Below are 20,021 nucleotides of genomic sequence, written 5' to 3'. Positions count from 1 at the left end.
ACACTGGCGGGTTCGCGTCACGGGGAGAAAGCGTGCGACTGTTCTGGCCTGCCCTGCTCATGATGGCCACCTCGTGTGGCCTGGCCGACGACGGCGCCATGCCGGTCGTCTCGGGGACGTTCGGCAGCAAGCCCGTCATCGCCATCCCCAGCAGCCGTCCGGGCCGGACGCCCAGAGTGACGGTGCTGTCGGTGGGTGCCGGGCGGCGGACCGTGCCGGGTGACGTGGTGCTCGCGGACGTGGAGATCCACCAGTGGACGGGCAACAAGCCGTACCTCACCACGTACGACGCGCACCAGCCGACCGCGGTCGTCTTCGACGGGCGGCACGTCTCGGCCACCTGGCGCGAGGCGCTGATCGGCCGCGCGGCGGGCAGCCGGGTCATGCTGGTCAGCCCGGCGGGCGAGGCGCAGGGCCCGAACATCCCGCTCACGGGGCTCAGGCCCGCGGACACGCTGGTGCTGGTCTTCGACATCCTGGGCGGCTACCCGGCGGACGCCCGGCTGGTCGGCCGGACGTTGCCCGTCATCCCCGGTGACCTCGACCTGACCAGCGAGCCACGGACGATCATCGACGGCTCCGGCCCGCCGGTGAAGGCGGGCGGCAAGGTGGTGGTCCAGTACGTGGCGGCCGAGTGGCCGTCGCGCAGGGTCGTGGACTCGTCTTACCGCAGGGGTGGCCCCAGCGCCTTCACGCTGGAGCGGGGGGCGGTGCCGTCGGGCTGGGTCGAGGGGCTGACGGGGCGGCACGTGGGCTGCCGGGTCGCGCTCCCGTCCCCGGACGAGCGGAGGCCGATGCTGTACGTCGTGGACGTGATCGACAGCATCGGCCTCTAGGGGGTTCAGCCGCAGTGCTCGAACGGGCTCTCGTACGTCGACGAGCCCGCCTTGCCGCCCCACTTCACGCACTTGCCGGAGGCCGACGCCTTGACCGGGCCCGCGTAGTAGGTGAAGTTGCCCGAGTCGCTCTTCCTGGCGCTGCCCCTCACCTCGAGGAAGGTGCTGGTGGCGGTGGCCTTGCCGAGCGAGTTCAGCTTCAGGGTGGTCGCGCAGTTGCTGCCGCTGGCGCTGTTGAAGAGCAGGTAGGCGGTGCCCGCCGTGCCCAGGGCCTGCGAGTCGATCACCTTGAAGCCGGTGCCGCAGACCTTCTCGGCGGTGTACGGGTTGGTGCCGCCGCCCGAGCCGCCGCCGGTCACGTAGCTCATGTACTTCGTCCAGTTCCAGTAGGACCCGGGGTCGGTGTGGTCGCTGCCGGGCACCTGGATGTGGCCGATGATGTGGGTGCGGTCCTTCGGGATGCCGTACCTGTCGGCGATGTTGCGGGTCAGCGCCGCCGAGGACCGGTACATCTGGTCGGTGAACCAGGAGGCGTCGTTGATGTAGCCCTCGTGCTCGATGCCGATGGAGCGCCGGTTGTACTCGCTGTTGCCCGCGTGCCAGGCCCGGTCCTTCTCACGCACCATCTGGGTGATCTGCCCGTCGGACGAGCGCACCACGTAGTGCGCCGACACCTTGGCCGCCGGGTTCTGGAACCACGAGATCGAGCCCGCGTACGAGCCCTGGGTGACGTGGATGATGATCCGGTCGATCTTGTCGCTGCTCGGCCGGTTCGACACGGCGTAGTTGGACGTGCTGGCCGCCACCCACCGCGCCCCGGGGTAGTCGGTGCCCGCCGCGAGCGGCTGCGGGACGTCCTCGTACGTGCCGCGGTCGGGCTCGACGGCCTTCGGCGCGCTCTGCACGCCGGCCGTTTGCACGCCGTCGGCCAGCACCTCGTAGACGGCGTCGGCGTACAGCTTGGCCGTGATGGTGTCGGTCGCGTGCCCGTACGCGGCGACGGCCGGGTACCACCTGGCCGCGTCGTCGCGGGCCTTGTCGTCCAGGCCGGTCGCGTCGGCCTTGGCGCGCAGCACGGCGGCGCCGCCGAGCACGTTGGCCGCGTCGTCGGACTTCAGCGTGCCCACGGGCTGTGAGGTGAGCTTGGCCGCCTCTTCCAGCGTGTGGTTGGTCGGGTTGCTCACCAGGTGCATCACGCCGTAGCCGCCCATGGCGCTGGGCTTGCCGTCGTGCCCGTCGAGGTGGGTCTCGGCGTAGGCGAGGGCGACCAGCAGGTCACGTGGCACGTCGTAGGTGGTGGCCGCCTTGTCGAAGGCGTCCGACAGGGGGTTGGCGGTGGTGGACGCGTTCGCGGCCTGCTGCCCGGCGGCTGCGAGCGTGAGGAGGCCGGCCACCATCAGGGTTCGCATCTTCATGATCCGCAGTGCTCCCAGGGGCTGTCGTAGGAGGAGGAACCGGCCTTGCCGCCCCACTTGACGCATTTGCCGGGGGCCGAGGCGACGACGGGGCCCGCGTAGTACCCGAAGTTGCCCGAGTCGGTCTTCCGGGCGCTGCCCTGGACTTCCAGGTAGGCGGTGGTGGCCGTGTCCGTGCCCAGCGACCTGGACTTGATCGTGGCCACGCAGTTGTTGCCGTTGGAGGCGTTGTAGAGCAGGTAGACGGCGCCGTCGCCGCCGAGCGCCGCGGAGTCGATCACGCTGTAGCCCGCGCCGCAGACCTTCTCGGGGGTGTACGGGTTCCCGGCGCAGTTCTTCGAGGTCACGCTCTGCGTGGGGTAGCCGAAGGTGACGCCGTCGAAGACGGCCTTCTGGATGTTCGACGGGTAGCTGGTGCCGAGCCGCACCTCGTAGTGGAGGTGGGGGCTGATGTTGTTGCCCGGCTTGCTGGTGTTGCCGACCTCGCCGATCTTCTGGCCCTGGGTGACCGTCTGGCCCTCGGAGACCGCGCGGCTGTCCAGGTGGGCGTAGTACGTGGTCCAGCCGCCGCCGTGGTCGATCTTGACGAGGTTGCCGTAGCCGTTGGTCGAGCCCTGGTGGGCGGAGATCACCACGGTGCCCGAGGCGGCGGCGACCACGGTGTCGCCGCGGTCGGCGTCCGGCGTGCTGCCGCGGTTGAAGTCGATCTCGTACGACTGGTGCGCGCTGCTGTCGCTGGAGTTGCCGGTCCACGTCTGGCCGCAGGGGAACGGCAGCTGGAAGTTGGTGGCGAGGAGCTCCGCCTGTGCGGAGTCAGGTTCCGGATCGGCGTGGGCCGCCGACATCGTTCCGAGACTGCATAACAGGGCAAGGCCAGCGACGATGGCTCCGCTGAGCTTCATGGGGGTGATCCTTTCGGCGATGCTCTCTGGCACCAGGGTTCGCAAAAGCCGCACATAAATCGTCCAGAACCGGTACAAGATCTGTCAGGCCTCCCCAAAAGGAGCTGATTCGGTTCATGACGGTTACCTTTCACGTGCTCGGCCCGTTGGAAGTCCGTTCGGCGGGTCGACCCGTCCGGATCTCCGGCAGGAAGCCCAGAGTCCTGCTCGCCACACTGCTGCTCGACGCCGGGCAGATCGTCGCCGCCGACCACCTCGTCGAGGTGCTCTGGCCGGATCGCCCGCCGGCCTCCGCGCAGGCCAATCTGCGGACCTATGTCAGCTCGCTCAGGTCCGACCTCGGCGGCGGTCACCTGCGCGGCGACGGCTCGGGCTACGCCATCGACGTCCCCGACGGCGCTCTCGACCTCCAGGTCTTCGAGGACCTGGCCGGACAGGCGCGCCACAGCGAGGCGCTCGCGCTCTGGCGCGGCGCGCCACTGGCCGACCTCCCCGGCAGCCCGCTCTGGGACCGCCGGCTAGAACCCCTCCACGAGGCCCGATTACGGGCCGTGGAGGAGCTGATCCAGCACAGGCTGGCGGCCCAGGACCACGCGGGCGCCATCGCCGAACTGCGCGGGCTGCTGGCCGAGCACCCCTACAGAGAGGATCTCTGGGGACGCCTCCTGCTGGCCCTGCACGGCAGCGGCAGGAAGGCCGAAGCACTCCAGGCCTACGCCACGGTCCGCACCAGACTGGTGGACGAGCTGGGCGTGGAACCCGGCGCCGAGCTGCGCGGCGCCTACGAGACGATCCTGGCGGACGACGTGCCGCCGCCCGCCCCCCGGCAGCTCCCGCCCGACCTGCCCGACTTCACCGGCAGGGCGGCCGAGCTGGCGGCCCTGGCCGAGCCGTTCCCTGTCGCCGTGATCTCCGGGCTGCCGGGAGCGGGCAAGAGCGCGCTGGCCCTGCACGCCGCGCACGCGCTGCGCGAACACTTCCCCGCCGGGCAGCTCTACCTGGACCTCGACGGCAAGGAACCGGCGGACCTGCTCGCCGAGGCGCTCAGGGCGCTCGGCGTCGAGCCGGCGCCGCCCACGCCGCACGAGCGTTCAGCGCTGCTCCGGTCGGTGCTGGCCGATCGGCCGATGCTGCTGCTGCTCGACGACGCGCGCGACGCCGACCAGGTCCGGCCGCTGCTGCCCGGCAACGACAGCGTCGTGATCGTGACCAGCAGGCGGCGGATCACCGAACTGCCCGGCGCGCTCCAGATCGACGTCGGAGAGCTGCCGCCGCAGGAGGCGCTCGGGCTGCTCGCCAGGATCGTCGGCCCCGACCGGGTCGCGCGCGAGCAGGAGGCCGCGCTGGCCATCGTCGAGGCGTGCGGAGGGATCCCGCTGGCCGTCAGGAGCGCCGGGGCCCGCCTGGCGGGACGGCCTGGCTGGTCGCTCTCGGTGCTCAGGCAGCGGCTGGAGGACGACAGCCTGGGCGAGCTGAAGGAGGTGCGGGCCTGCCTCGACAGCAGCTACCACCGCCTGCCCGACGAGGCGGCCCGCACGCTGGGCACGTTCGGCCTGCTCGGGGCGTGCCACCAGCCGGGCTGGGTGGTCGGCGCCGCGCTGGACAGGCCCCGCGCCGACGACGTCACCGACCTGCTCGTGGACGTCAACCTGCTGGAGCTGGTCGGCACCGACCCGGTGGGCCAGCCCCGCTACCGGATGCCCGACCTCATCCGCCGCCACGCGCTCGACCGCGGGCCCGACCCGGCGGGCCTGGCCAGGGTGCTCGCCGCCTGGACCGCCACCACCGAGCACGTCATGGCCAGGCTGCCCACCACGGTCTTCAGTCTCACCGCTCCCAGGACCCCGCGCTGGCGGCTGCCCGAGCAGACGCTGGACCGGCTCACCTCCGACCCGCTCGGCTGGTTCGAGGCCGAACACGACACGCTGGCGGCGGCCGTCGACGTCGCCGCGCAGGCGGGGCTCGCCGAGTCGGCTTGGGGCCTGGCCGCCGCCCTGGTGCCGTACCTGGACCTGCACTGCCACCTCGACACCTGGCAGCGGACGCACGCAGTGGCGCTGGCCGCCGCCCGCGCGTCGGGCGACACCTACGGGGAGGCGGCCATGCTCAGGGGGCTCGCCCAGGTCAGCCTGTACCAGGACCGATACGAGGAGGCCGTAACCGGTTTCACCCGCTCCCGCAAGCTCTTCCACGCCCTGGGCGATGCCAGGGCCGAGGCGACGTCCCTCTGCGGGCTGGGCGCGGTGAGCCAGTTCCGGGGCAGGCACGCGCAGGCGCTCGGCCACTTCAGGCGGGCCCTGGCCATGTTCCTGTCCACCGGCGACCAGCACGGCGAGGCGTTCGCCCGGCAGGCCATCGGCAGGGTCTGCCTCAAGTCGGGCGACCTGGCGCAGGCGTCGGAGTCGCTCGGCCAGGCGATGCGGCTGGCGCAGGAGCTGGGCGACGCGCACCGCGAGGGCTGCGTCTGCCTACAGATGGGCGACCTGCACCAGATCATGTCCTTCCACAGGCACGCCCTGGACATCTTCGAGTCGCTCGGGGACCGGCACTGCGGCGCGTACGCGATGCAGAGCCTCGCGGGGCTCCAGGCGGCGCGCGGCGAGTGGCTGCCCGCGTCGGCCGGGCTGGAACGGTCGTTGGAGATCTTTCAGGAGCTGGGCGACCGCAGCGGAGAGGCGTCGACCACGCAGATGCTGGGCGAGCTGCACCGCTCAGCCGGACGCACCGTGCTGGCCCTCGACTACCTCAACCACGCCAGCGCGCTACGGCGGACCCTGCCCGGCTAGCCCGGCGCAAGCGGCCCGGAGGGCCCCTACGGCGCGGACCGGTCGTCGAGGTCGGAGCGCAGGATGCTGTAAAGGACGCCGTCGTGCCAGTCACCCGCGCGAAAGCCGATGCCGCGCAGCACTCCCTCGCGGGTGAAGCCGGCCTTCTCCAGCGCGCGCTGCTCGGCGACGTTGCTGATCTCGGTCGACGCCTGGATCCTGTTGGCCGGCGAGTGGTCGAACAGGTAGCGCACGAGCAGCTGCTGGGCGCGCGTGCCATACCCCTTGCCGCGGAACCCGGGCGCCAGGATCAGCCCGATCTCCCAGTAATAGGAGACCCTGCTGGCGACCTCCTTCCGCCAGCTCACCAGGCCGGCCCGGTCGGAGCCCGCGATGACGAGCAGGACGCCGCCGTCCTCGTTGAGGAGGCCGTCGGCCTCCCAGCGCTCCCGGTGGCGGTGCGGGTTGTGCCAGCCGTACCACTGGTGCTCACCCGCGCCGTCGGGATCGTTGGTCAGGTGGTTGAGGAAGGCCACGTCCTCCTCGCCGACCGGTCTGAACGTAATCGTCATGATCCGGACACTATTCGACGGACGAGACGTCTGAAGCGGGATTCGTGGGGGACCCCGACCTGGAGGGCGTCGAGGGCCTCGGCCGCCGACGGCCGCTTGGCGGGAGAGTGGTCGAGCATCCGGCGCACCACGTCCGGGACGTCGGCGCCGGAGGCGTCGGCGCTGGTCGGCAACTCGCCGGTGAGCAGCTGGAAGGCGATCACCCCGGCGGCGTAGACGTCGGAGGCCGCCGTCATCCGGTCAGGCCGGTCCTGGCACTCGGGCGCCACGTAGTGGGCGTCGAGCACGTTGCCCAGCTCGTGCGCGACCGTGTAGTCGCGCTGGCCCGGCTTGGCGTAGTCGAAGCCGGTCAGCACCGCGTGGCCGTCGTCGGTGACCAGCACGCAGGCGGGGGTCAGCGCCCGGTGGATGACGCCGTGGGCGTGCGCGTGGGCCAGCCCGCGCAGCAGGTCCTGGATCACGCCGAGCCGGACGCCGCCGCGCAGCCGCAGGTGCAGCGCCTCGCCGTGGACGTCGTCGAGCACCAGGACGAACCGGCTCTCGTCGTCGATGGCGAAGAAGTCGCGCGAGCGCACCACGCACGGGTGCGCCGGGATGCGCGCCAGCGACTGGTAGGCGTTGGCGATGCGCTGCCGCTCGGCGGCGCGGGCGGCGCTGTCGGCCAGCGGGTCGGCCTGGTAGACGCGCAGCAGCACGGTCTCGCTGCCCGGCAGGGTCGCGTTGAAGGCCCGGTACTCGGTGACCCTGACGTCGCCGCCGAGCTGCTCCTCCACCTCCCAGTTGCCGAACCTGGGCGGCGCGGTGCTGCGCCGCACGGTCTGGTTGAGCGCGTCGAGGATCGCGGTCAGGTACGGCCTGGCGTCGGGGCTGCACCCGCGCCTGACCCGCGAGGTGTCGCCGAGCGTCGCGATCAGCTCTGGCAGGAGGGCGGCGTTCGGGGAGTCGCGCCCGCCGGGATCGACCAGCTCCGCGTCGGGCGAGGTGAGCACCACGAGGCTGTCGACGTACACCCGTTCGAGCTGCGTGGCCCGTGAGACGAGCAGCCCCTTCAGCGCCTTCGCGGTGCCGCGCAGCTTGGCCACCGGGGACCCGAACGCCTCGCGGCGCGGCGGGAACCAGCGCGTGCCCGAGACCTCGATGCGCCCGCGGGTGCCCTTGACGTCGACGACGACCAGCGAGTGGCCGGTCAGGACCAGGAGGTCCACCTCGAAGACGTCGTCGCCGCGGGGGACCTCGATGTTGTGCAGCAGCAGCCAGTCGGCGGGCGCGTGATCGCGCAGGTAGGCGATCACCCGCCGTTCGGCGTCGTTGACCGGACGTCCCCCGCCGACGATCTCTGCCATAGGCCCTATCCTTGCACGAATTCAATTGACAGCATGTTGTCGATATGACAGCCTGTTGTCATGAAGAAGCCGGTACACCTCGCCGTTTACGACACCCTCGCCGACTGGGAGACGGGTCACGCGACCGCCCACCTCCGCAACGGGCGGTTCCACCGTGAGCCCGGTGGGTACGAGATCGTCACGGTCGGCCCCTCCACCGAGCCGATCACCACCATGGGCGGCCAGCGCGTCCTGCCCGACCTCGCGCTCGACGCGCTCACGCCGGCCGGCAGCGCGATGCTGATCCTGCCCGGAGCCGGGCTGTGGGACACGGGCGACGACCTCGCCCCGTTCGCCCGCAAGGCCCGCGAGTTCCTCGACGCGGGCGTCCCCGTCGCGGCGATCTGCGGCGCGACCGCCGGCCTGGCCCGCGAGGGGCTGCTTGACGACCGCGACCACACCAGCGCGGTCGTGCAGTACCTGGAGGCGCAGGCGGGCTACGCGGGAGCCGAGCGCTACCTCGACGAGGACGCGGTACTCGGCGGCGACCTCGTCACCGCCGGGCCGACGGAGCCGGTGGCGTTCGCCCGCGAGATCTTCCGCCGCCTCGACGTCTACCGGCCCGAGGTCCTCGACGCCTGGTTCCGCCTGTTCGCGCGCAGCGACGCGTCGGCCTACGAGGTGTTGATGTCGGCATGAGCGAGGTGGCGGAACTGCTCTCCGCCACCGCGTTGGGCGCGTTCCGGCTGAACGGCCAGTTCCTGGAGGTGGCGGAGGGGCTGGCCAGGCCCGCGGGGCTGACCGCCGCCTGGTGGCAGGTGCTCGGGGCGGTGCTGCAGGAGCCGCTGCCCGTGTCGGGCATCGCCAGGGTGATGGGCATGACCCGCCAGGGGGTGCAGCGCATCGCCGATCTGCTGGTGGAGAAGGGGCTGGCCGAGTATCGGCCCAACCCCGCGCACCGCAGGGCCAAGCTGCTGCGGCCGACCCCCGAGGGCAGGGCCGCCATCAATCGGATCATGCCCGGTCACCAGGAACTCGCCGACCGGCTCGTGGCCGAACTGGGGCTGGAGCAGGTCAGGGAGAGCGTGGCGGCCCTGCAGCGCCTGTCGGCCGCTCTCGACCGGATCATCGAGCAGTCGCCAGGATGACGTCCGAGCCCTGCGCCGACGACCGTCACGATCTTGCGCGTACGTGGCCGCAGCGCTCTTTCTTTGCCCGTGCTCACGACCCGGCCTCCGGATTTGGAAATTCGCATCCGGCGCCCATCCTTACCGTTTCCCGCGTTCCGGACGTCCGGCGGAGGGCGGCAACCCGACGCCGCCGCCGGGCGTAGCAGGGCCCTCAAGCCCGGGTGAAACGCGGCCAAACGACGGCCCGGGTTCGGCCAACGTCATTCTTGGCCGGGTTCAAATGAGCCTCGTTTCGCTGCGCACCGGAACTATCGCAGGGCGCGCGTTTGAAAGCCCAATGCCAAGAAAACGAGGTGCCCCCTTGACTCCGAGCATATGTTCTTGGGTTGCGGGGTACGCCGCCTGCCGCGATTGTTATTCCCGGCACCTCACAGCCCTGCAGAAACGACTATGGCGACGGAAATTCCGCGCCGATCAATGGAGGAAACAAACATGATCCGTCGAATTCTCGCCGGTGCAGCCATCGCGGGCGTCGCGTTCGCTCTCTCGGCCTCGGGCGCCTCGGCCGACGACGGCCCCAACGCCAGCAACTCCGGCAACCAGGTCCTGAGCCAGTACAGCATCCTGAACAACGCCACCCTGCTCAACAACGTCCTCAACGGCTCGGCCAACTACCTCGACGTCCTGACGGTCGAGCACCTGGCGGACCTCAGCGTCGCCACCCTGAACAACAACAACGGCTGACGTTCCTCGTGCGGCCGTGGATTTCTCGCGAGGCCACGGAGCGCCCGCCTGGTGGCCACCGGGTGGGACGCCACGCGGCCAGGGGCGATCGACCCTGGTCGTGGGGCGAGACCGTCAAGAGACGACGTCGGTGGGTTGGGGCCGCACCACCCCCAGAAAGTGGGGTTTGTCCAGCGGATCGAGGCGCACGACGGCGCCGGTGAACGGCGCGTCCACGATCCGCGTGGCGTCGACGGCCAGGCCGACGTGCTCGGGCCCTGGACGGCGCGGCTTGTTGTCGTAGAAGACCAGATCGCCCGGTTCCACCTGGGCCTTCGGAATCCGGGTTCCAGCCCGCCACTGCTCTCGCGTGGTGGGGCCGATGCGCACTCCCGCGCTGGCCCAGGCGTACTCGGTCAGGCCGGAGCAGTCGAAGCCCTTGGTCTGGCTGCCGTGCCCGATCCCGTAGGTGGGCCCTTCCGGCCCGCCCCCTCCCCAGGAGTAGGGAACGCCGAGCATCCCCATGGCGGCGCGCACCGCGACCGCACCGGCCGCCTGCCGGTGCTGAGCCGTGACCGTGGACAGGCCGAGGGCGTTTCGCGCCTCGGCGGGGGCCGCGGTGGAGGCGAACGCGGCGAGGACGAGGAGCGTCACTGCCCTGCGCGGAAGCGTTGGTGAAGCGTCCATAATATGCAGCGCTTTCACTAGATAAGGACGTTTCTGGCTCTTTCCTCGCCTCCTGGGGAGAAGTCCAAACATGGTCTGTCTGAATTGCCCCACCCAAATCTGGCCTTATAGCAGGATCAGTCGGGCATTTCTGGACGACCTGGGATTAAACGTCAAAGAATAAAGAAGTCTCCTTGACTTCTGTTTAGGTGGCGTCGCTTGATCGTGTCCTCCTGGAAAGGCATGGTTAATGGCGGCATCTCGCAACCGAGTGAGTATTCACGATGACGCGCGATCCGCGCCGATTCCAACGAAGGAGAATGAAATGATGCGGCGCATTCTTGCCGGTGCAGCCATCGCCGGCCTCATGTTCGGTGTCTCCGCCACGAGCGCTTCCGCCGACGACGGCCCGAACTCCGCCAACACCGGCAACCAGGTCCTCGGCCAGTGGTCGCTGCTCGACAACCTGACGGCGGCCAACAGCGTCCTGAACGGTTCGCTCAACTACTGGGACGTCCTCACCATCAGCCACCTGCTCGACGCCGACCTGAGCGCGCTCAACAACAACAACGGCTGAAACAGCCCGCCGCGTCATGCGGCCGAGGGCCGGCCCAGCGCATCCGCTGGGCCGGCTCTGCGTGTTCAGTAGTCCCTGCCCAGCTGCACGCCACGCCCGGCGGAGCGCGGGACGCCGACCGAGTCGACGAGGTTGCCGGTGGAGGTGACCGACATCCCCCGCCCCTGGCCCTTGCCGTACAGGATGCCGGTCTCGCGGCCCGTGCCGTGGCCGAGGATCGTGTTGCCGGTCACCGCGGCGTGCCCGACACCGTAGTTGACCTGGTCCAGGGCGAGGTAGACGTAGTCGGCGCGGGACCGCTTCGACGGCCTGGCGCGCTGTTCCAGGGCCTTGGGCTGCTCCGCCTCGGCCGCCGCGCCCAGTGGCGGAAAGTGGTGGATCTTGTTTTCGCTCACCACGCTCGCGGCCTCGCCCTGCAGGTCGCAGCGGATGCCGTAGTACGTCCGCCCTGCGGCCCCCTCGCCGCCGAAGTCCTCGACGTAGTTGTTCACGATCGAGGTGCCGAAGCAGCGGTGCGCGTCGATCGCGTTCCTTCGCACCCCGTACACGTGCAGGCCGTTGAGGGTCCAGCCGGCGGCGTTGTCGAGCTCGACCGCGCTCGTGCCGCTGTCGGCGATCCAGGAACGTTCCAGCACCCAGTCGGTGACCGAGTTGCCCGGGTCGAGCACCCTGACCCCCGCGCCGCCGGAGCCCTCGATGTAGACGTCGCTGATGATGCTGTTGACCATCGTGTTCTTCAGCGGCGTGCCGTTCTTCGACGGGTTGCTCACCCGGATGCCGTCGGAGGGCGCGCCCAGGATGTCGACGTCCTCGACCCGGCTGTTCCACGAGCGCAGCATCAGGCCCACGGTGCCGGTGTTGTGGTCGCGGTTGCCGTCGAGTGTCAGCTGCTCGATCCGTACCGTCTCGGAGCCGTACGGACGGTTCGTGGCCCACGACTCCGAAGCCAGCATGGCGGCCAGATTGGCCCCATCGGCCTGTTTGATCACCGCGCCGGCTTTCGAGACGCCGCGGTAGGTGCGGTGGTCGAGCAGCGTGATCGTCGCGTCGATCAGGCACGGCCCCCTGAAGACGATCTCGTCGCCCTCCCCGGACGAGTCGATCGCCCCCTGAATGGTCTTCGCGTCGCCGCTGTCGTTGGCGCACGCCGCCTCTACCTTGCCGCCGAGCCGGGCCCCCGTGCCCGGCTCGTGCTTCACCGCCTTCGAAAGCGGAACCGCGGGCAGTACGACGGCGATCCCGGTGGCGGCCACCGTCGCGATGGCCGCCGCCGCCTGAGGAGTGAAATGTGTGTTCATGGTCCGTCCCCCGTCCAGAATCGCGATCATCCTGGCAGGTCAGCGGACCGAAAGCTCTTCTAACGGAGCGTGGCGGCGGATGTTCCCAATCCCGTCGGGCCGCCGAGCCGCCACTCGGGGGGCCGGTGGTGCCGGCGCAGCGAGACCTCGTCGTACCGCAGGCAGTGCCGGTGCCAGTTGAGGATCCCGGCGAGCCAGTTCCGAAGGTCCTCCACGTAGGCCGCGAGCAGCCCGCGGGCCTCGGCGCCCACCTGGAAGTCGTCGTACAGCACCGGCAGCTCGTGGGCGGCGACGTGCTCGAACTCGCGGGCGCGCGACGCCATCAGGTCGGCGACGACGTTCAGGGCCGTCGGGTAGTCGCAGCCGAAGAAGTTCTGCACGACCAGCACGCAGTTGTGCACCTCGCCCTCGAACTCGATCTCCTTCTGGTACGAGAAGACGTCGTTGATCAGGCAGGCGGCGTCCATGGCGGCGTTCTCCAGCGACCGCATCGGCCCGCTCTGGAAGATCTCCGGCGGCACCTCCTTCTCACGGCTCAGCCTGCACAGGCTCATCGTCAGCTCGGAGCCGAAGGTCGCCCGCCGCATCTCGATGTAGTCCACGGGGTCGGGCACCCGGTTCTGCGCCTGGTTCGACAGCTCCCAGAGCCAGCCCGCCACCATGTCCTCGATGGCCTTGCGGAACCTGCGGCGTCCCGACAGGCTCAACGGGCCCGCCGTACGCGCCCACAGGTCGGCCAGGCCGCGTTCGAGCGGGTCGGTGGGGACGGCGGTGACGGGCCCCTCGATCGGCATGAACAGCGAGTACCGGTCGGCCGCGATCTTCGCGCCGACCAGGTTGCGGGTCGCGCCGAAGACGACGGGGAAGTAGTCGTCGCCGTAGGTGCCCCAGGCCAGCCAGAACGAGCTCAGGTCGAGCTCGTCGGGGGAGGCGTCGGGATCCAGCCCCGCCGCGCACAGCGGCAGGTCGTAGTCGATCAGCTTGGCCTCGTCCCAGACGCCGGGGCCCGGCAGGCCCGGCACCGGGTCGATGATGCCCATCTCGCGCGCCCACGCGACCGTGCTGCGGCGGGAGGAGTCCAGGTGGGGGCTGAGCCTGAGCTCGTACGGCAGCCGGAGGTCGGGGATGATCGACGGGCCCACGGGGTGGGGCACATGCGTGTATGAGCGGACCCGCTTCGCGGCGAGCGCCCCGACGACCGACTTCGGGCCGAAGGAGTCACCCGCCCGCGCCCGCTCGTTCATGTAGCGGCTCGAGCGCAGGTGCCACTCGTGGCCGCCCGACTGCCAGTCCTGCAGCCCCTTGACGTACGCCAGCACGCCGGCGGCCGACAGCGGGTCCACCCCGTGCTCCACGAACAGCGGGCCCAGCTCGGTGAACACGGTGTGCTCGAACTGCTGGAGCCGCGAGGTGAGCACGTCGTTGATCGTGTCGGCGGCCTCCTGCGTGCTGCACCCGAAGAAGGTCTCCAGGACCAGGACGCCGTTGCTCAGCTCGCCCTCGTCACAGACCTCCCGCTGATAGGAGAACAGGTCGTTGCGCAGGTGGACCGCGTCGGCGAAGGCGTCACGCAGCACCCGCATCGGCCGCGAGGCGGCGATGCGGTCCGGCACCTCCGCGCCCACCGCGTGCTCGACGAGCCCCGCCGACCACGGCGCGCCGCCGACCTTGCGCCGCATCTCGATGTACTCCACCGGGTTGGCGACCCGGTTCGCGTTGATGTTGGACAGCTCCCAGAGCGACTCGTTCAGCAGGTTCCTGGTGCTCTCCGCGAACCGCACCCGCCACTGGACGGAGCGCGCCGGGACCGTCCTGGCCCACAGGTCCGCCAGGCCCGCCTCGACCGGGTTGGCCGGCTCGGGCACCCCGGCGGCCAGGTCCATCGGCATGAACGCGGGCAGCCGGTCCAGGTACGCCCTGCCGCCCTCCCGGTCGCCGCTGCGCTTGAACGTCTCCAGGAAGTGGTCGTCGAAGAAGAACACCCAGACGTACCAGTCGGTGACCAGCGACAGCTCCGCGCCGTCGCAGTCGGGATGTGTGTACGCGCACAGCAGCGCGTAGTCGTGGGAGTCCAGGTCGCGCTGCTCCCAGATGCCCGAACCCTCCAGCATCCCCATCTCGCGGGCCCACTGCCCGGAGTGCCGCCTGGCCTCCTCGACGTGCGGGTTGAGCCGTGCGGGATACGGCATGTAGAAGTCCGGCAGCTCGAACGGCTGGGCGGTCAAGACGTCGCTCCGATCTCTACGTGGTCGAGCGCGCCCGCCGCCCCACCGGGTGGGCGGGGCGGCGGTTCACGCGGCAGATACGGCCATGGAACGGTCCATGGCGGGCGCGAGGCGCCCGGTCGCCTCAGGAGTTCGCGTCCATCTCAGCCCTCGCGTCCGATCTCCACGTCCTCCAGGACGCCGAGCGCGTCGGGGACGAGCACCGCCGCCGAGTAGTAGGCGCTGACCAGGTAGGAGATGACGGCCTTCTCGTTGATGCTCATGAACCGCACCGACAGGCTCGGCTGGTACTCGTCGGGGATGCCGGTCTGGTGCAGCCCGATCACGCCCTGGTTCTCCTGGCCGGTGCGCATGAGCAGGATCGAGCTGGTGCGGGTGTTCGTGACCGGGATCTTGTTGCACGGGAAGATCGGGACGCCGCGCCAGGCGGGCACCCGGTGGCTGTTGACCTCGCTGCCCTGCGGGTAGATGCCGCGCCTGCTGCACTCCCTGCCGAAGGCGGCGATGGCCTTCGGGTGAGCCAGGAAGAACGACGGACTCTTCCACACCGTGGCCAGCAGGTCGTCCAGGTCGTCGGGGGTCGGCGCGCCGCCGCGGGTGCGGATGCGCTGATTGAGGTCGGCGTTGTGCAGCAGGCCGAACTCGCGACTGTTGATCAGCTCGTGCTCCTGCCGCTCCCGCAGCGCCTCGACGGTCAGCCTGAGCTGCTGGTCGAGCTGGCTCATCGGCTGGTTGTACAGGTCGGAGACCCGGGTGTGAACGCGCAGGATGGTCTGCGCCACGCTCAGCTCGTACTCGCGCGGGCTGACCTCGTAGTCGACGAACGTGCCCGGCAGCGTGGGCTCGCCCGAGTGGCCGGAGGAGAGCGCGATCTCGGCCTCGCCATAGTCGTTCTGCGCCTGTCCGCCGCTCTCACGCCAGCGCTGCAGGTGCTCCCGCAGCTCCGGCGCCTGCTCCGCGACCTGCTCGAAGTCGCGGCTGGAGAGCGTGAGCACCGTGCAGGCGGTACCGGCCCGCGCGGTGAACTCCCACTCGCCGGAGTCCGTCAGCATCTGCGCGCCCAGGTGGTCGCCGTCGGCCAGCACGCCGAGGTTCTGCTCGTCGCCGTACGCGCCTGTGGCCGTCCTGCTCACCCTGCCGTGCGCGATGAGGATCAGCCGGTCTCTCGGCGTGCCCTCTCTGACGATCTCCTGGCCCGCCGATACCTCCTGCTGGGCGAACCGGTCGGCGAGCGCCTCCAGAGCGGCCATCTCGTCGAAGCCGCGCAGCGCCGGCAGCTCGGTGAGCTCGGCGGGGATGACGCGGACCTCGGCACCGGTCGTGCTGAAGGTGATCCGGCCGTCGCCGAGCGTGTAGCTGAGGCGGCGGTTGACGCGGAAGACGCCGCCGGAGGTCTGCACCCACGGCAACAGCTTCAGCAGCCAGCGGGAGGAGATCTCCTGCATCTGCGGGACGGACTTGGTGGTCGTCGCGAGAGTTCGCGCGGCTTCGGTGCTGAGGCTGAGTTGCTGCTGCTGTTCCAGGGGGGACGAGGTCGATTCGGTCATGGGACACCACCAATCTCCATAGAAGAACTAACCCGGGGACGTTGCGCGGAGAGAAGGTCGTGCGGGAGGGGGAGGTCGCGGGCGGACATGTCTGGGAGGTTGCGAGGGAGGGCGTGCAGGCGGACGTGTCTGGGAGGTTGCGGGGGAGGGCGTGCGGGCGGGGGCCCACCTGTCGGGGGCCTACCTGTCACGGTGGGCGAGCTGGTCGGCGAGCACGGTCAGGGCGTCGCGCGCCTCGGCGGTGATGGGGGCGCCCTCCAGTGCGCGGGCGGCCTCGCGGAACCGTTCGCCGATCATGCCCTCGACCTCCGCGAGCGCGCCGGTGTCGAGCAGGATCTGGCGGATCTCGGCGGCCTGGAACTCGTCCAGCTCCGGGTTGCCGTGCCAGGTCTTCAGGTGCGCGAGCTGGGCCGGGGACGCCAGCCGTAAGGCGTGCGCCATCAGCACCGTGTGCTTGCCGTCCCGCAGGTCGTCGAGCGCCGACTTGCCGGTGTCGGCGGACGCGCCGAACGTGCCCAGCACGTCGTCGCGGAGCTGGAAGGCCTCGCCGAGCGGCAGCCCGAACCGCGAGTAGGCGTCGAGCAGCTCGGCGGACGCCCCCGCGAGCGCGCCGCCGATCTGCAGCGGGCGTTCCACGGTGTACTTGGCGGTCTTGTAGCGGATCACCGTGAGGGCCTGCGACACGCTCGCGCCCGACCGGAGCTGGGCCAGGATGTCCAGGTACTGGCCGCTGATGACCTCGGTGCGCATGGCGTCGAACAGGTGGTGCGCGGCCCGCAGGCGGCCGGGCTCCACCCCGCACGACGACAGCAGCGTGTCGGACCAGGCCAGGCTGAGCGTGCCGAGCAGGATGCCGCCCGACTGGCCGAACGCCTCGGAGTCCGGGCCCTTGTGCAGGTCGGCCAGGCTCCGGTGGATCGTCGAGTGGCCGCGGCGCAGCTCGCTGCCGTCCATGATGTCGTCGTGGATGAGGAGCCCGGCGTGGCACAGCTCCAGGGCGGCGGCGGCGCTGATGATCTCGTCGCAGTCATCGCCGCCGGCTCCCCGCCAGCCCCAGTAGCACAGCTGCGGGCGGACGCGCTTGCCGCCGCTGAGGATGAAGTCGGTCAGCAACTGGTAGGCCGCGACCACGTCGGGGTCGGCGACAGGGGATCGCCAGTCGTCCAGGAAGCCGGTGAGCCGGTCGTCTATGCGGGGTCCCACCGCGGTCTGCGTGTAGCCCGTCGTCATGTCGAGTTTCTTTCCGTCAGGCGGTAGCTACCCCTAGTTAGTCATTCAATACGGAGCGTGTAAAGTGTCTTTCGGCTCTGGAGTGTTCGCTTGACTCAGGAGTCACAACGGTCGTGCGAAGGGGGCCGCCTGTGGCCGCGGTAGATCTCGCAGCTCCGACGCTGCCGCGCAGGCGGCGCGTGTCCCGCCAGCTCATGGTGGGTTCGGTGCCCGTCGGCGGCGACGCGCCGGTCTCGGTGCAGTCGATGACCACCAGCGTCACGGCCGACGTCGACGCCACGCTCCAGCAGATCGCGGAGCTGACGGCCGCCGGGTGCCAGATCGTCCGGGTGGCGGTGCCGTCGCAGGACGACGCCGACGCGCTGCCGGCGATCGCCAGGAAGTCGCAGATCCCCGTCATCGCCGACATCCACTTCCAGCCCCGGTACGTCTTCGCGGCGATCGAGGCAGGGTGCGCCGCCGTGCGCGTCAATCCCGGCAACATCAAGAAATTCGACGACAAGGTGGGCGAGATCGCTCGGGCTGCGAGCGACCACGGGGTGCCCATCCGCATCGGCGTCAACGCCGGCTCGCTCGACCCCCGGCTGCTGCAGAAGCACGGCAAGGCGACCCCCGAGGCGCTGGTCGAGTCGGCGCTGTGGGAGTGCTCGCTGTTCGAGGAGCACGGCTTCCGCGACATCAAGATCTCGGTCAAGCACCACGACCCGCAGGTGATGGTCGCCGCCTACCGGCTGCTGGCCAGGCGCTGCGACTACCCGCTGCACCTCGGCGTCACCGAGGCGGGGCCGCTCATGCAGGGCACGATCAAGTCGGCGGTGGCCTTCGGGGTGCTGCTCGACGAGGGCGTCGGCGACACGATCAGGGTGTCGCTGTCCGCGCCGCCGGTAGAGGAGGTCAAGGTCGGCGTCGGCATCCTGGAGTCGCTCGGGCTGCGCGCCCGCCGCCTGGAGATCGTCTCCTGCCCGTCGTGCGGGCGGGCTCAGGTCGACGTCTACACGCTGGCCGACCGGGTGGCCGCCGCGCTCGACGGGTTCCCGCTTCCGCTGCGGGTGGCGGTGATGGGCTGCGTCGTCAACGGCCCGGGCGAGGCGCGCGAGGCCGACCTGGGGGTGGCCTCGGGCAACGGCAGGGGCCAGATCTTCGTCAAGGGCGAGGTGATCCGGACGGTCCCCGAGTCGCAGATCGTGGAGACCCTGGTCGAGGAGGCGCTGCGCCTGGCAGAGGAGGCCGCCGAGCCGCCGTCTCCGGGCTCGTAGGAGGGTCGCCGCCGCTTCCGCCCCTGGCGGCCGGGGCGGGCCGTGGTGGCGTGGTCCCCGGGCTCACAGGTTGCTGGCCGGAGGGGCGGGCGCGGTGGCCAGGGTGAGGCCGTAGGTGGTGAGGATCTCGTTGACCGGCTGGAAGTACGTGATGCCGCCCTTGGTGCAGTTGCCCGCGCCGCCGGAGGTGACTCCCTGGGCCTGGTCGCCGGAGATGAACGAGCCGCCTGAGTCGCCGGGCTCGGCGCAGACGTCGGTCCTGGTGGCCTCGTAAACCGTGCCCTGCGAGTAGGTGACGCTGGTGTCGACCTGCTGCACCGTGCCGCAGTGGTAATGGGTGGTCGATCCGGAGCGGCAGACCGAGGAGCCCACGAGGGCGGCGGTGGAGCCGCGTACGGGGAGCATCCCGGCGCTGTAGGCGTCCACCTCGCCGAGCGGGGTCCAGTTCGTGCCGACCTCGACCCACGAGTAGTCGTTGCCGGGGAAGGAGGAGCCGCGGAAGGTGCCCTGCGGCACCCAGTCGGTGCCCGCGGTCGTGGCGCCCTCGGAGCCGCAGTGCCCGGCGCTGACGAAGCCGCCCGGCGAACCGGCTTTGGTCACGGCGAAGCCGATGGAGCAGCGGGCGCGAGAGTCGATGTAGTAGCCGTCGCCGCCGCGCACGTCGTAGAAGAGGGCGGGCTTCTCGTCGGAGCGGACGACCTCCACGGCCGAGGTGCTGACACCGACCGCGTCCACCCACGCGCGGGCCGTGGTGGGCGTCGACGACAGCACGACCACGCGGTTGCCGGGCAGGTCCACGTACCAGATCGGCGCTGTTCTGGGGGCGGTGGCCGAGGCCCGGTCGAGTGCGGCCTTGACCCGGTTGAGCTGCTGGAGCGAGCGGGAGACCACGCGTGCCTGGACCCCGGCCCGTGTGATGGCGGGCACCTGGTTCCTGTCGGTGGTGGCGGCAATCATGGTGGAGGTCGGGCCCGTCACCCAGGCGCCGCCGTACGTGGGGCCGAGCAGGGCCCTGAGCTGCGGCTCGACGTCGGCGGCCGCGGTCTCGTTGAGCAGCCTGACGCCCGCCTGGTCGTCGGAGATCTGTAGGTCGCGGCTGAGTGCTTCGACGAGGCCGGCGGGCGGGTCCGCGGAGGCGGCGGCCCGCTCCCTGGCGGCCGCGTAGAGGCTGCCGGCGGGCGCGGTCGCGCTTCGCGCGGTGGGGGCCAGGGCCGGAGTGGCCAGCAGGGTGACGGCCAGCGCGGTGCTCGCCGTCGCGGTCTTCCTGGGGGGCATGTGCCTCTCCTCGCGTACAAGCTGTACGAGCCCGAACGCGAAGAGTGATCGCATCAAGGACCCCTGTCACGGTGATGTCGCCGGCGAGTTCTGTCGTGCCACCCATGTGGAGAAGCGGCCCCGCTCCGGTCTCTCCATGTAAACCGACCGGCTCGGCGAGATCGTGGAAGGACACGCGATCACTCGGAACGTCGGGGCGACCCCGCCTGCCAGTCGCGATGGGCGAACGACTGGCGCCGGTCAAGCGCGCCTACGACCCTGGCAACCTCGCCGGCCGCAACC

General features: G+C 70.6%; 17 protein-coding genes. 7 read left to right on the top strand and 10 right to left on the bottom strand.

The window, feature by feature from the left end; all coding sequences use genetic code 11:
- Positions 1 to 32: 32 nt before the first annotated feature.
- Complete coding sequence (locus tag ABZ297_RS03565; RefSeq protein ID WP_355338754.1) at positions 33 to 836, top strand: FKBP-type peptidyl-prolyl cis-trans isomerase; 804 nt, start codon at positions 33 to 35, stop codon at positions 834 to 836.
- A gap of 5 nt (positions 837 to 841) precedes the next feature.
- Here the strand turns inward: ABZ297_RS03565 and ABZ297_RS03560 are convergent, their stop codons facing one another.
- Both ABZ297_RS03560 and ABZ297_RS03555 read right to left on the bottom strand, forming a co-directional pair.
- A complete protein-coding gene (locus ABZ297_RS03560; RefSeq protein ID WP_355338751.1) occupies positions 842 to 2,251 on the bottom strand; it encodes an N-acetylmuramoyl-L-alanine amidase in 1,410 nt (469 codons plus the stop codon).
- Positions 2,248 to 3,096 carry a M23 family metallopeptidase gene (locus tag ABZ297_RS03555; RefSeq protein WP_355338748.1) on the bottom strand — a complete coding sequence of 283 codons (849 nt, stop codon included), beginning with the start codon at positions 3,094 to 3,096 and terminating at the stop codon, positions 2,248 to 2,250. Before ABZ297_RS03555 ends, ABZ297_RS03560 begins: the two co-directional genes overlap by 4 nt.
- Positions 3,097 to 3,269: 173 nt before the next feature.
- Between ABZ297_RS03555 and ABZ297_RS03550 the strand changes: the two genes are divergently transcribed.
- Positions 3,270 to 5,939: a BTAD domain-containing putative transcriptional regulator gene (locus tag ABZ297_RS03550; RefSeq protein WP_355338745.1), complete on the top strand. Its 2,670-nt coding sequence runs from the start codon at positions 3,270 to 3,272 to the stop codon at positions 5,937 to 5,939.
- A gap of 26 nt (positions 5,940 to 5,965) precedes the next feature.
- Here the strand turns inward: ABZ297_RS03550 and ABZ297_RS03545 are convergent, their stop codons facing one another.
- On the bottom strand, positions 5,966 to 6,490 hold the full coding sequence (locus ABZ297_RS03545; RefSeq protein ID WP_355338742.1) for a GNAT family protein: 525 nt from the start codon (positions 6,488 to 6,490) through the stop codon (positions 5,966 to 5,968).
- Positions 6,487 to 7,833 carry an NERD domain-containing protein kinase family protein gene (locus ABZ297_RS03540; protein WP_355338739.1) on the bottom strand — a complete coding sequence of 449 codons (1,347 nt, stop codon included), beginning with the start codon at positions 7,831 to 7,833 and terminating at the stop codon, positions 6,487 to 6,489. Before ABZ297_RS03540 ends, ABZ297_RS03545 begins: the two co-directional genes overlap by 4 nt.
- A gap of 60 nt (positions 7,834 to 7,893) precedes the next feature.
- Here ABZ297_RS03540 and ABZ297_RS03535 point away from each other — a divergent pair, with 60 nt between their 5' ends.
- The 3 genes from ABZ297_RS03535 to ABZ297_RS03525 all read left to right on the top strand — a co-directional run bounded on the left by ABZ297_RS03535 (position 7,894) and on the right by ABZ297_RS03525 (position 9,686).
- Positions 7,894 to 8,511, top strand: coding sequence for a type 1 glutamine amidotransferase family protein (locus ABZ297_RS03535; RefSeq protein ID WP_355338736.1), 618 nt, complete (start codon positions 7,894 to 7,896; stop codon positions 8,509 to 8,511).
- Positions 8,508 to 8,960 (top strand): MarR family transcriptional regulator, encoded by a 453-nt coding sequence (locus tag ABZ297_RS03530; RefSeq protein WP_355338733.1) that lies wholly within the window; start codon positions 8,508 to 8,510, stop codon positions 8,958 to 8,960. The genes ABZ297_RS03535 and ABZ297_RS03530 overlap by 4 nt, the downstream gene beginning before the upstream one ends.
- A gap of 474 nt (positions 8,961 to 9,434) precedes the next feature.
- Entirely contained in the window at positions 9,435 to 9,686 is a 252-nt protein-coding gene (locus ABZ297_RS03525) for a hypothetical protein (protein ID WP_355338730.1), read from the top strand.
- A 114-nt stretch (positions 9,687 to 9,800) separates the two neighbouring features.
- Here the strand turns inward: ABZ297_RS03525 and ABZ297_RS03520 are convergent, their stop codons facing one another.
- On the bottom strand, positions 9,801 to 10,319 hold the full coding sequence (locus ABZ297_RS03520) for an NlpC/P60 family protein (RefSeq protein WP_355338727.1): 519 nt from the start codon (positions 10,317 to 10,319) through the stop codon (positions 9,801 to 9,803).
- Positions 10,320 to 10,656: 337 nt separating this feature from the next.
- Between ABZ297_RS03520 and ABZ297_RS03515 the strand changes: the two genes are divergently transcribed.
- Positions 10,657 to 10,908 (top strand): hypothetical protein, encoded by a 252-nt coding sequence (locus ABZ297_RS03515; protein ID WP_355338724.1) that lies wholly within the window; start codon positions 10,657 to 10,659, stop codon positions 10,906 to 10,908.
- Positions 10,909 to 10,973: 65 nt separating this feature from the next.
- On the opposite strand, the gene ABZ297_RS03510 is transcribed toward ABZ297_RS03515, so the two are convergent.
- The 4 genes from ABZ297_RS03510 to ABZ297_RS03495 form a co-directional block, all read right to left on the bottom strand.
- Positions 10,974 to 12,206 (bottom strand): right-handed parallel beta-helix repeat-containing protein, encoded by a 1,233-nt coding sequence (locus ABZ297_RS03510; RefSeq protein WP_355338721.1) that lies wholly within the window; start codon positions 12,204 to 12,206, stop codon positions 10,974 to 10,976.
- Positions 12,207 to 12,265: 59 nt separating this feature from the next.
- A complete protein-coding gene (locus ABZ297_RS03505) occupies positions 12,266 to 14,431 on the bottom strand; it encodes a terpene synthase family protein (RefSeq protein ID WP_355338718.1) in 2,166 nt (721 codons plus the stop codon).
- A gap of 143 nt (positions 14,432 to 14,574) precedes the next feature.
- A complete protein-coding gene (locus ABZ297_RS03500) occupies positions 14,575 to 15,978 on the bottom strand; it encodes a family 2B encapsulin nanocompartment shell protein (protein WP_355338715.1) in 1,404 nt (467 codons plus the stop codon).
- A gap of 180 nt (positions 15,979 to 16,158) precedes the next feature.
- Positions 16,159 to 17,208, bottom strand: coding sequence for a polyprenyl synthetase family protein (locus tag ABZ297_RS03495; protein WP_355338712.1), 1,050 nt, complete (start codon positions 17,206 to 17,208; stop codon positions 16,159 to 16,161).
- 131 nt (positions 17,209 to 17,339) lie between these two features.
- On the opposite strand from ABZ297_RS03495, the gene ispG reads away from it, so the two are divergent.
- Positions 17,340 to 18,464 (top strand): flavodoxin-dependent (E)-4-hydroxy-3-methylbut-2-enyl-diphosphate synthase, encoded by a 1,125-nt coding sequence (gene ispG, locus ABZ297_RS03490; protein WP_355338709.1) that lies wholly within the window; start codon positions 17,340 to 17,342, stop codon positions 18,462 to 18,464.
- Between the two features lie 63 nt (positions 18,465 to 18,527).
- Here ispG and ABZ297_RS03485 read toward each other — a convergent pair whose 3' ends face one another.
- Positions 18,528 to 19,739, bottom strand: a complete 1,212-nt coding sequence (locus ABZ297_RS03485; RefSeq protein ID WP_355338706.1) for a S1 family peptidase — start codon at positions 19,737 to 19,739, stop codon at positions 18,528 to 18,530.
- Positions 19,740 to 20,021 lie beyond the last annotated feature (282 nt).

The sequence above is a fragment of the Nonomuraea sp. NPDC005983 genome, from assembly GCF_040614375.1.
In the GTDB taxonomy this organism is placed as follows: domain Bacteria; phylum Actinomycetota; class Actinomycetes; order Streptosporangiales; family Streptosporangiaceae; genus Nonomuraea.
Note: the sequence above shows the minus strand (reverse complement) of the source record. Positions and strands in the feature narration are given on the sequence as shown.

Bases quoted from the DNA above. Each gene is read 5' to 3' on its own strand.
- ABZ297_RS03560 (WP_355338751.1), bottom strand. From the start codon at position 2,251: ATGAAGATGCGAACCCTGATGGTGGCCGGCCTCCTCACGCTCGCAGCC.
- ABZ297_RS03555 (WP_355338748.1), bottom strand. From the start codon at position 3,096: ATGTCGGCGGCCCACGCCGATCCGGAACCTGACTCCGCACAGGCGGAG.
- ABZ297_RS03550 (WP_355338745.1), top strand. From the start codon at position 3,270: ATGACGGTTACCTTTCACGTGCTCGGCCCGTTGGAAGTCCGTTCGGCG.
- ABZ297_RS03545 (WP_355338742.1), bottom strand. From the start codon at position 6,490: ATGACGATTACGTTCAGACCGGTCGGCGAGGAGGACGTGGCCTTCCTC.
- ABZ297_RS03540 (WP_355338739.1), bottom strand. From the start codon at position 7,833: ATGGCAGAGATCGTCGGCGGGGGACGTCCGGTCAACGACGCCGAACGG.
- ABZ297_RS03535 (WP_355338736.1), top strand. From the start codon at position 7,894: ATGAAGAAGCCGGTACACCTCGCCGTTTACGACACCCTCGCCGACTGG.
- ABZ297_RS03530 (WP_355338733.1), top strand. From the start codon at position 8,508: ATGAGCGAGGTGGCGGAACTGCTCTCCGCCACCGCGTTGGGCGCGTTC.
- ABZ297_RS03525 (WP_355338730.1), top strand. From the start codon at position 9,435: ATGATCCGTCGAATTCTCGCCGGTGCAGCCATCGCGGGCGTCGCGTTC.
- ABZ297_RS03515 (WP_355338724.1), top strand. From the start codon at position 10,657: ATGATGCGGCGCATTCTTGCCGGTGCAGCCATCGCCGGCCTCATGTTC.
- ABZ297_RS03510 (WP_355338721.1), bottom strand. From the start codon at position 12,206: ATGAACACACATTTCACTCCTCAGGCGGCGGCGGCCATCGCGACGGTG.
- ABZ297_RS03500 (WP_355338715.1), bottom strand. From the start codon at position 15,978: ATGACCGAATCGACCTCGTCCCCCCTGGAACAGCAGCAGCAACTCAGC.
- ABZ297_RS03495 (WP_355338712.1), bottom strand. From the start codon at position 17,208: ATGACGACGGGCTACACGCAGACCGCGGTGGGACCCCGCATAGACGAC.
- ABZ297_RS03485 (WP_355338706.1), bottom strand. From the start codon at position 19,739: ATGCCCCCCAGGAAGACCGCGACGGCGAGCACCGCGCTGGCCGTCACC.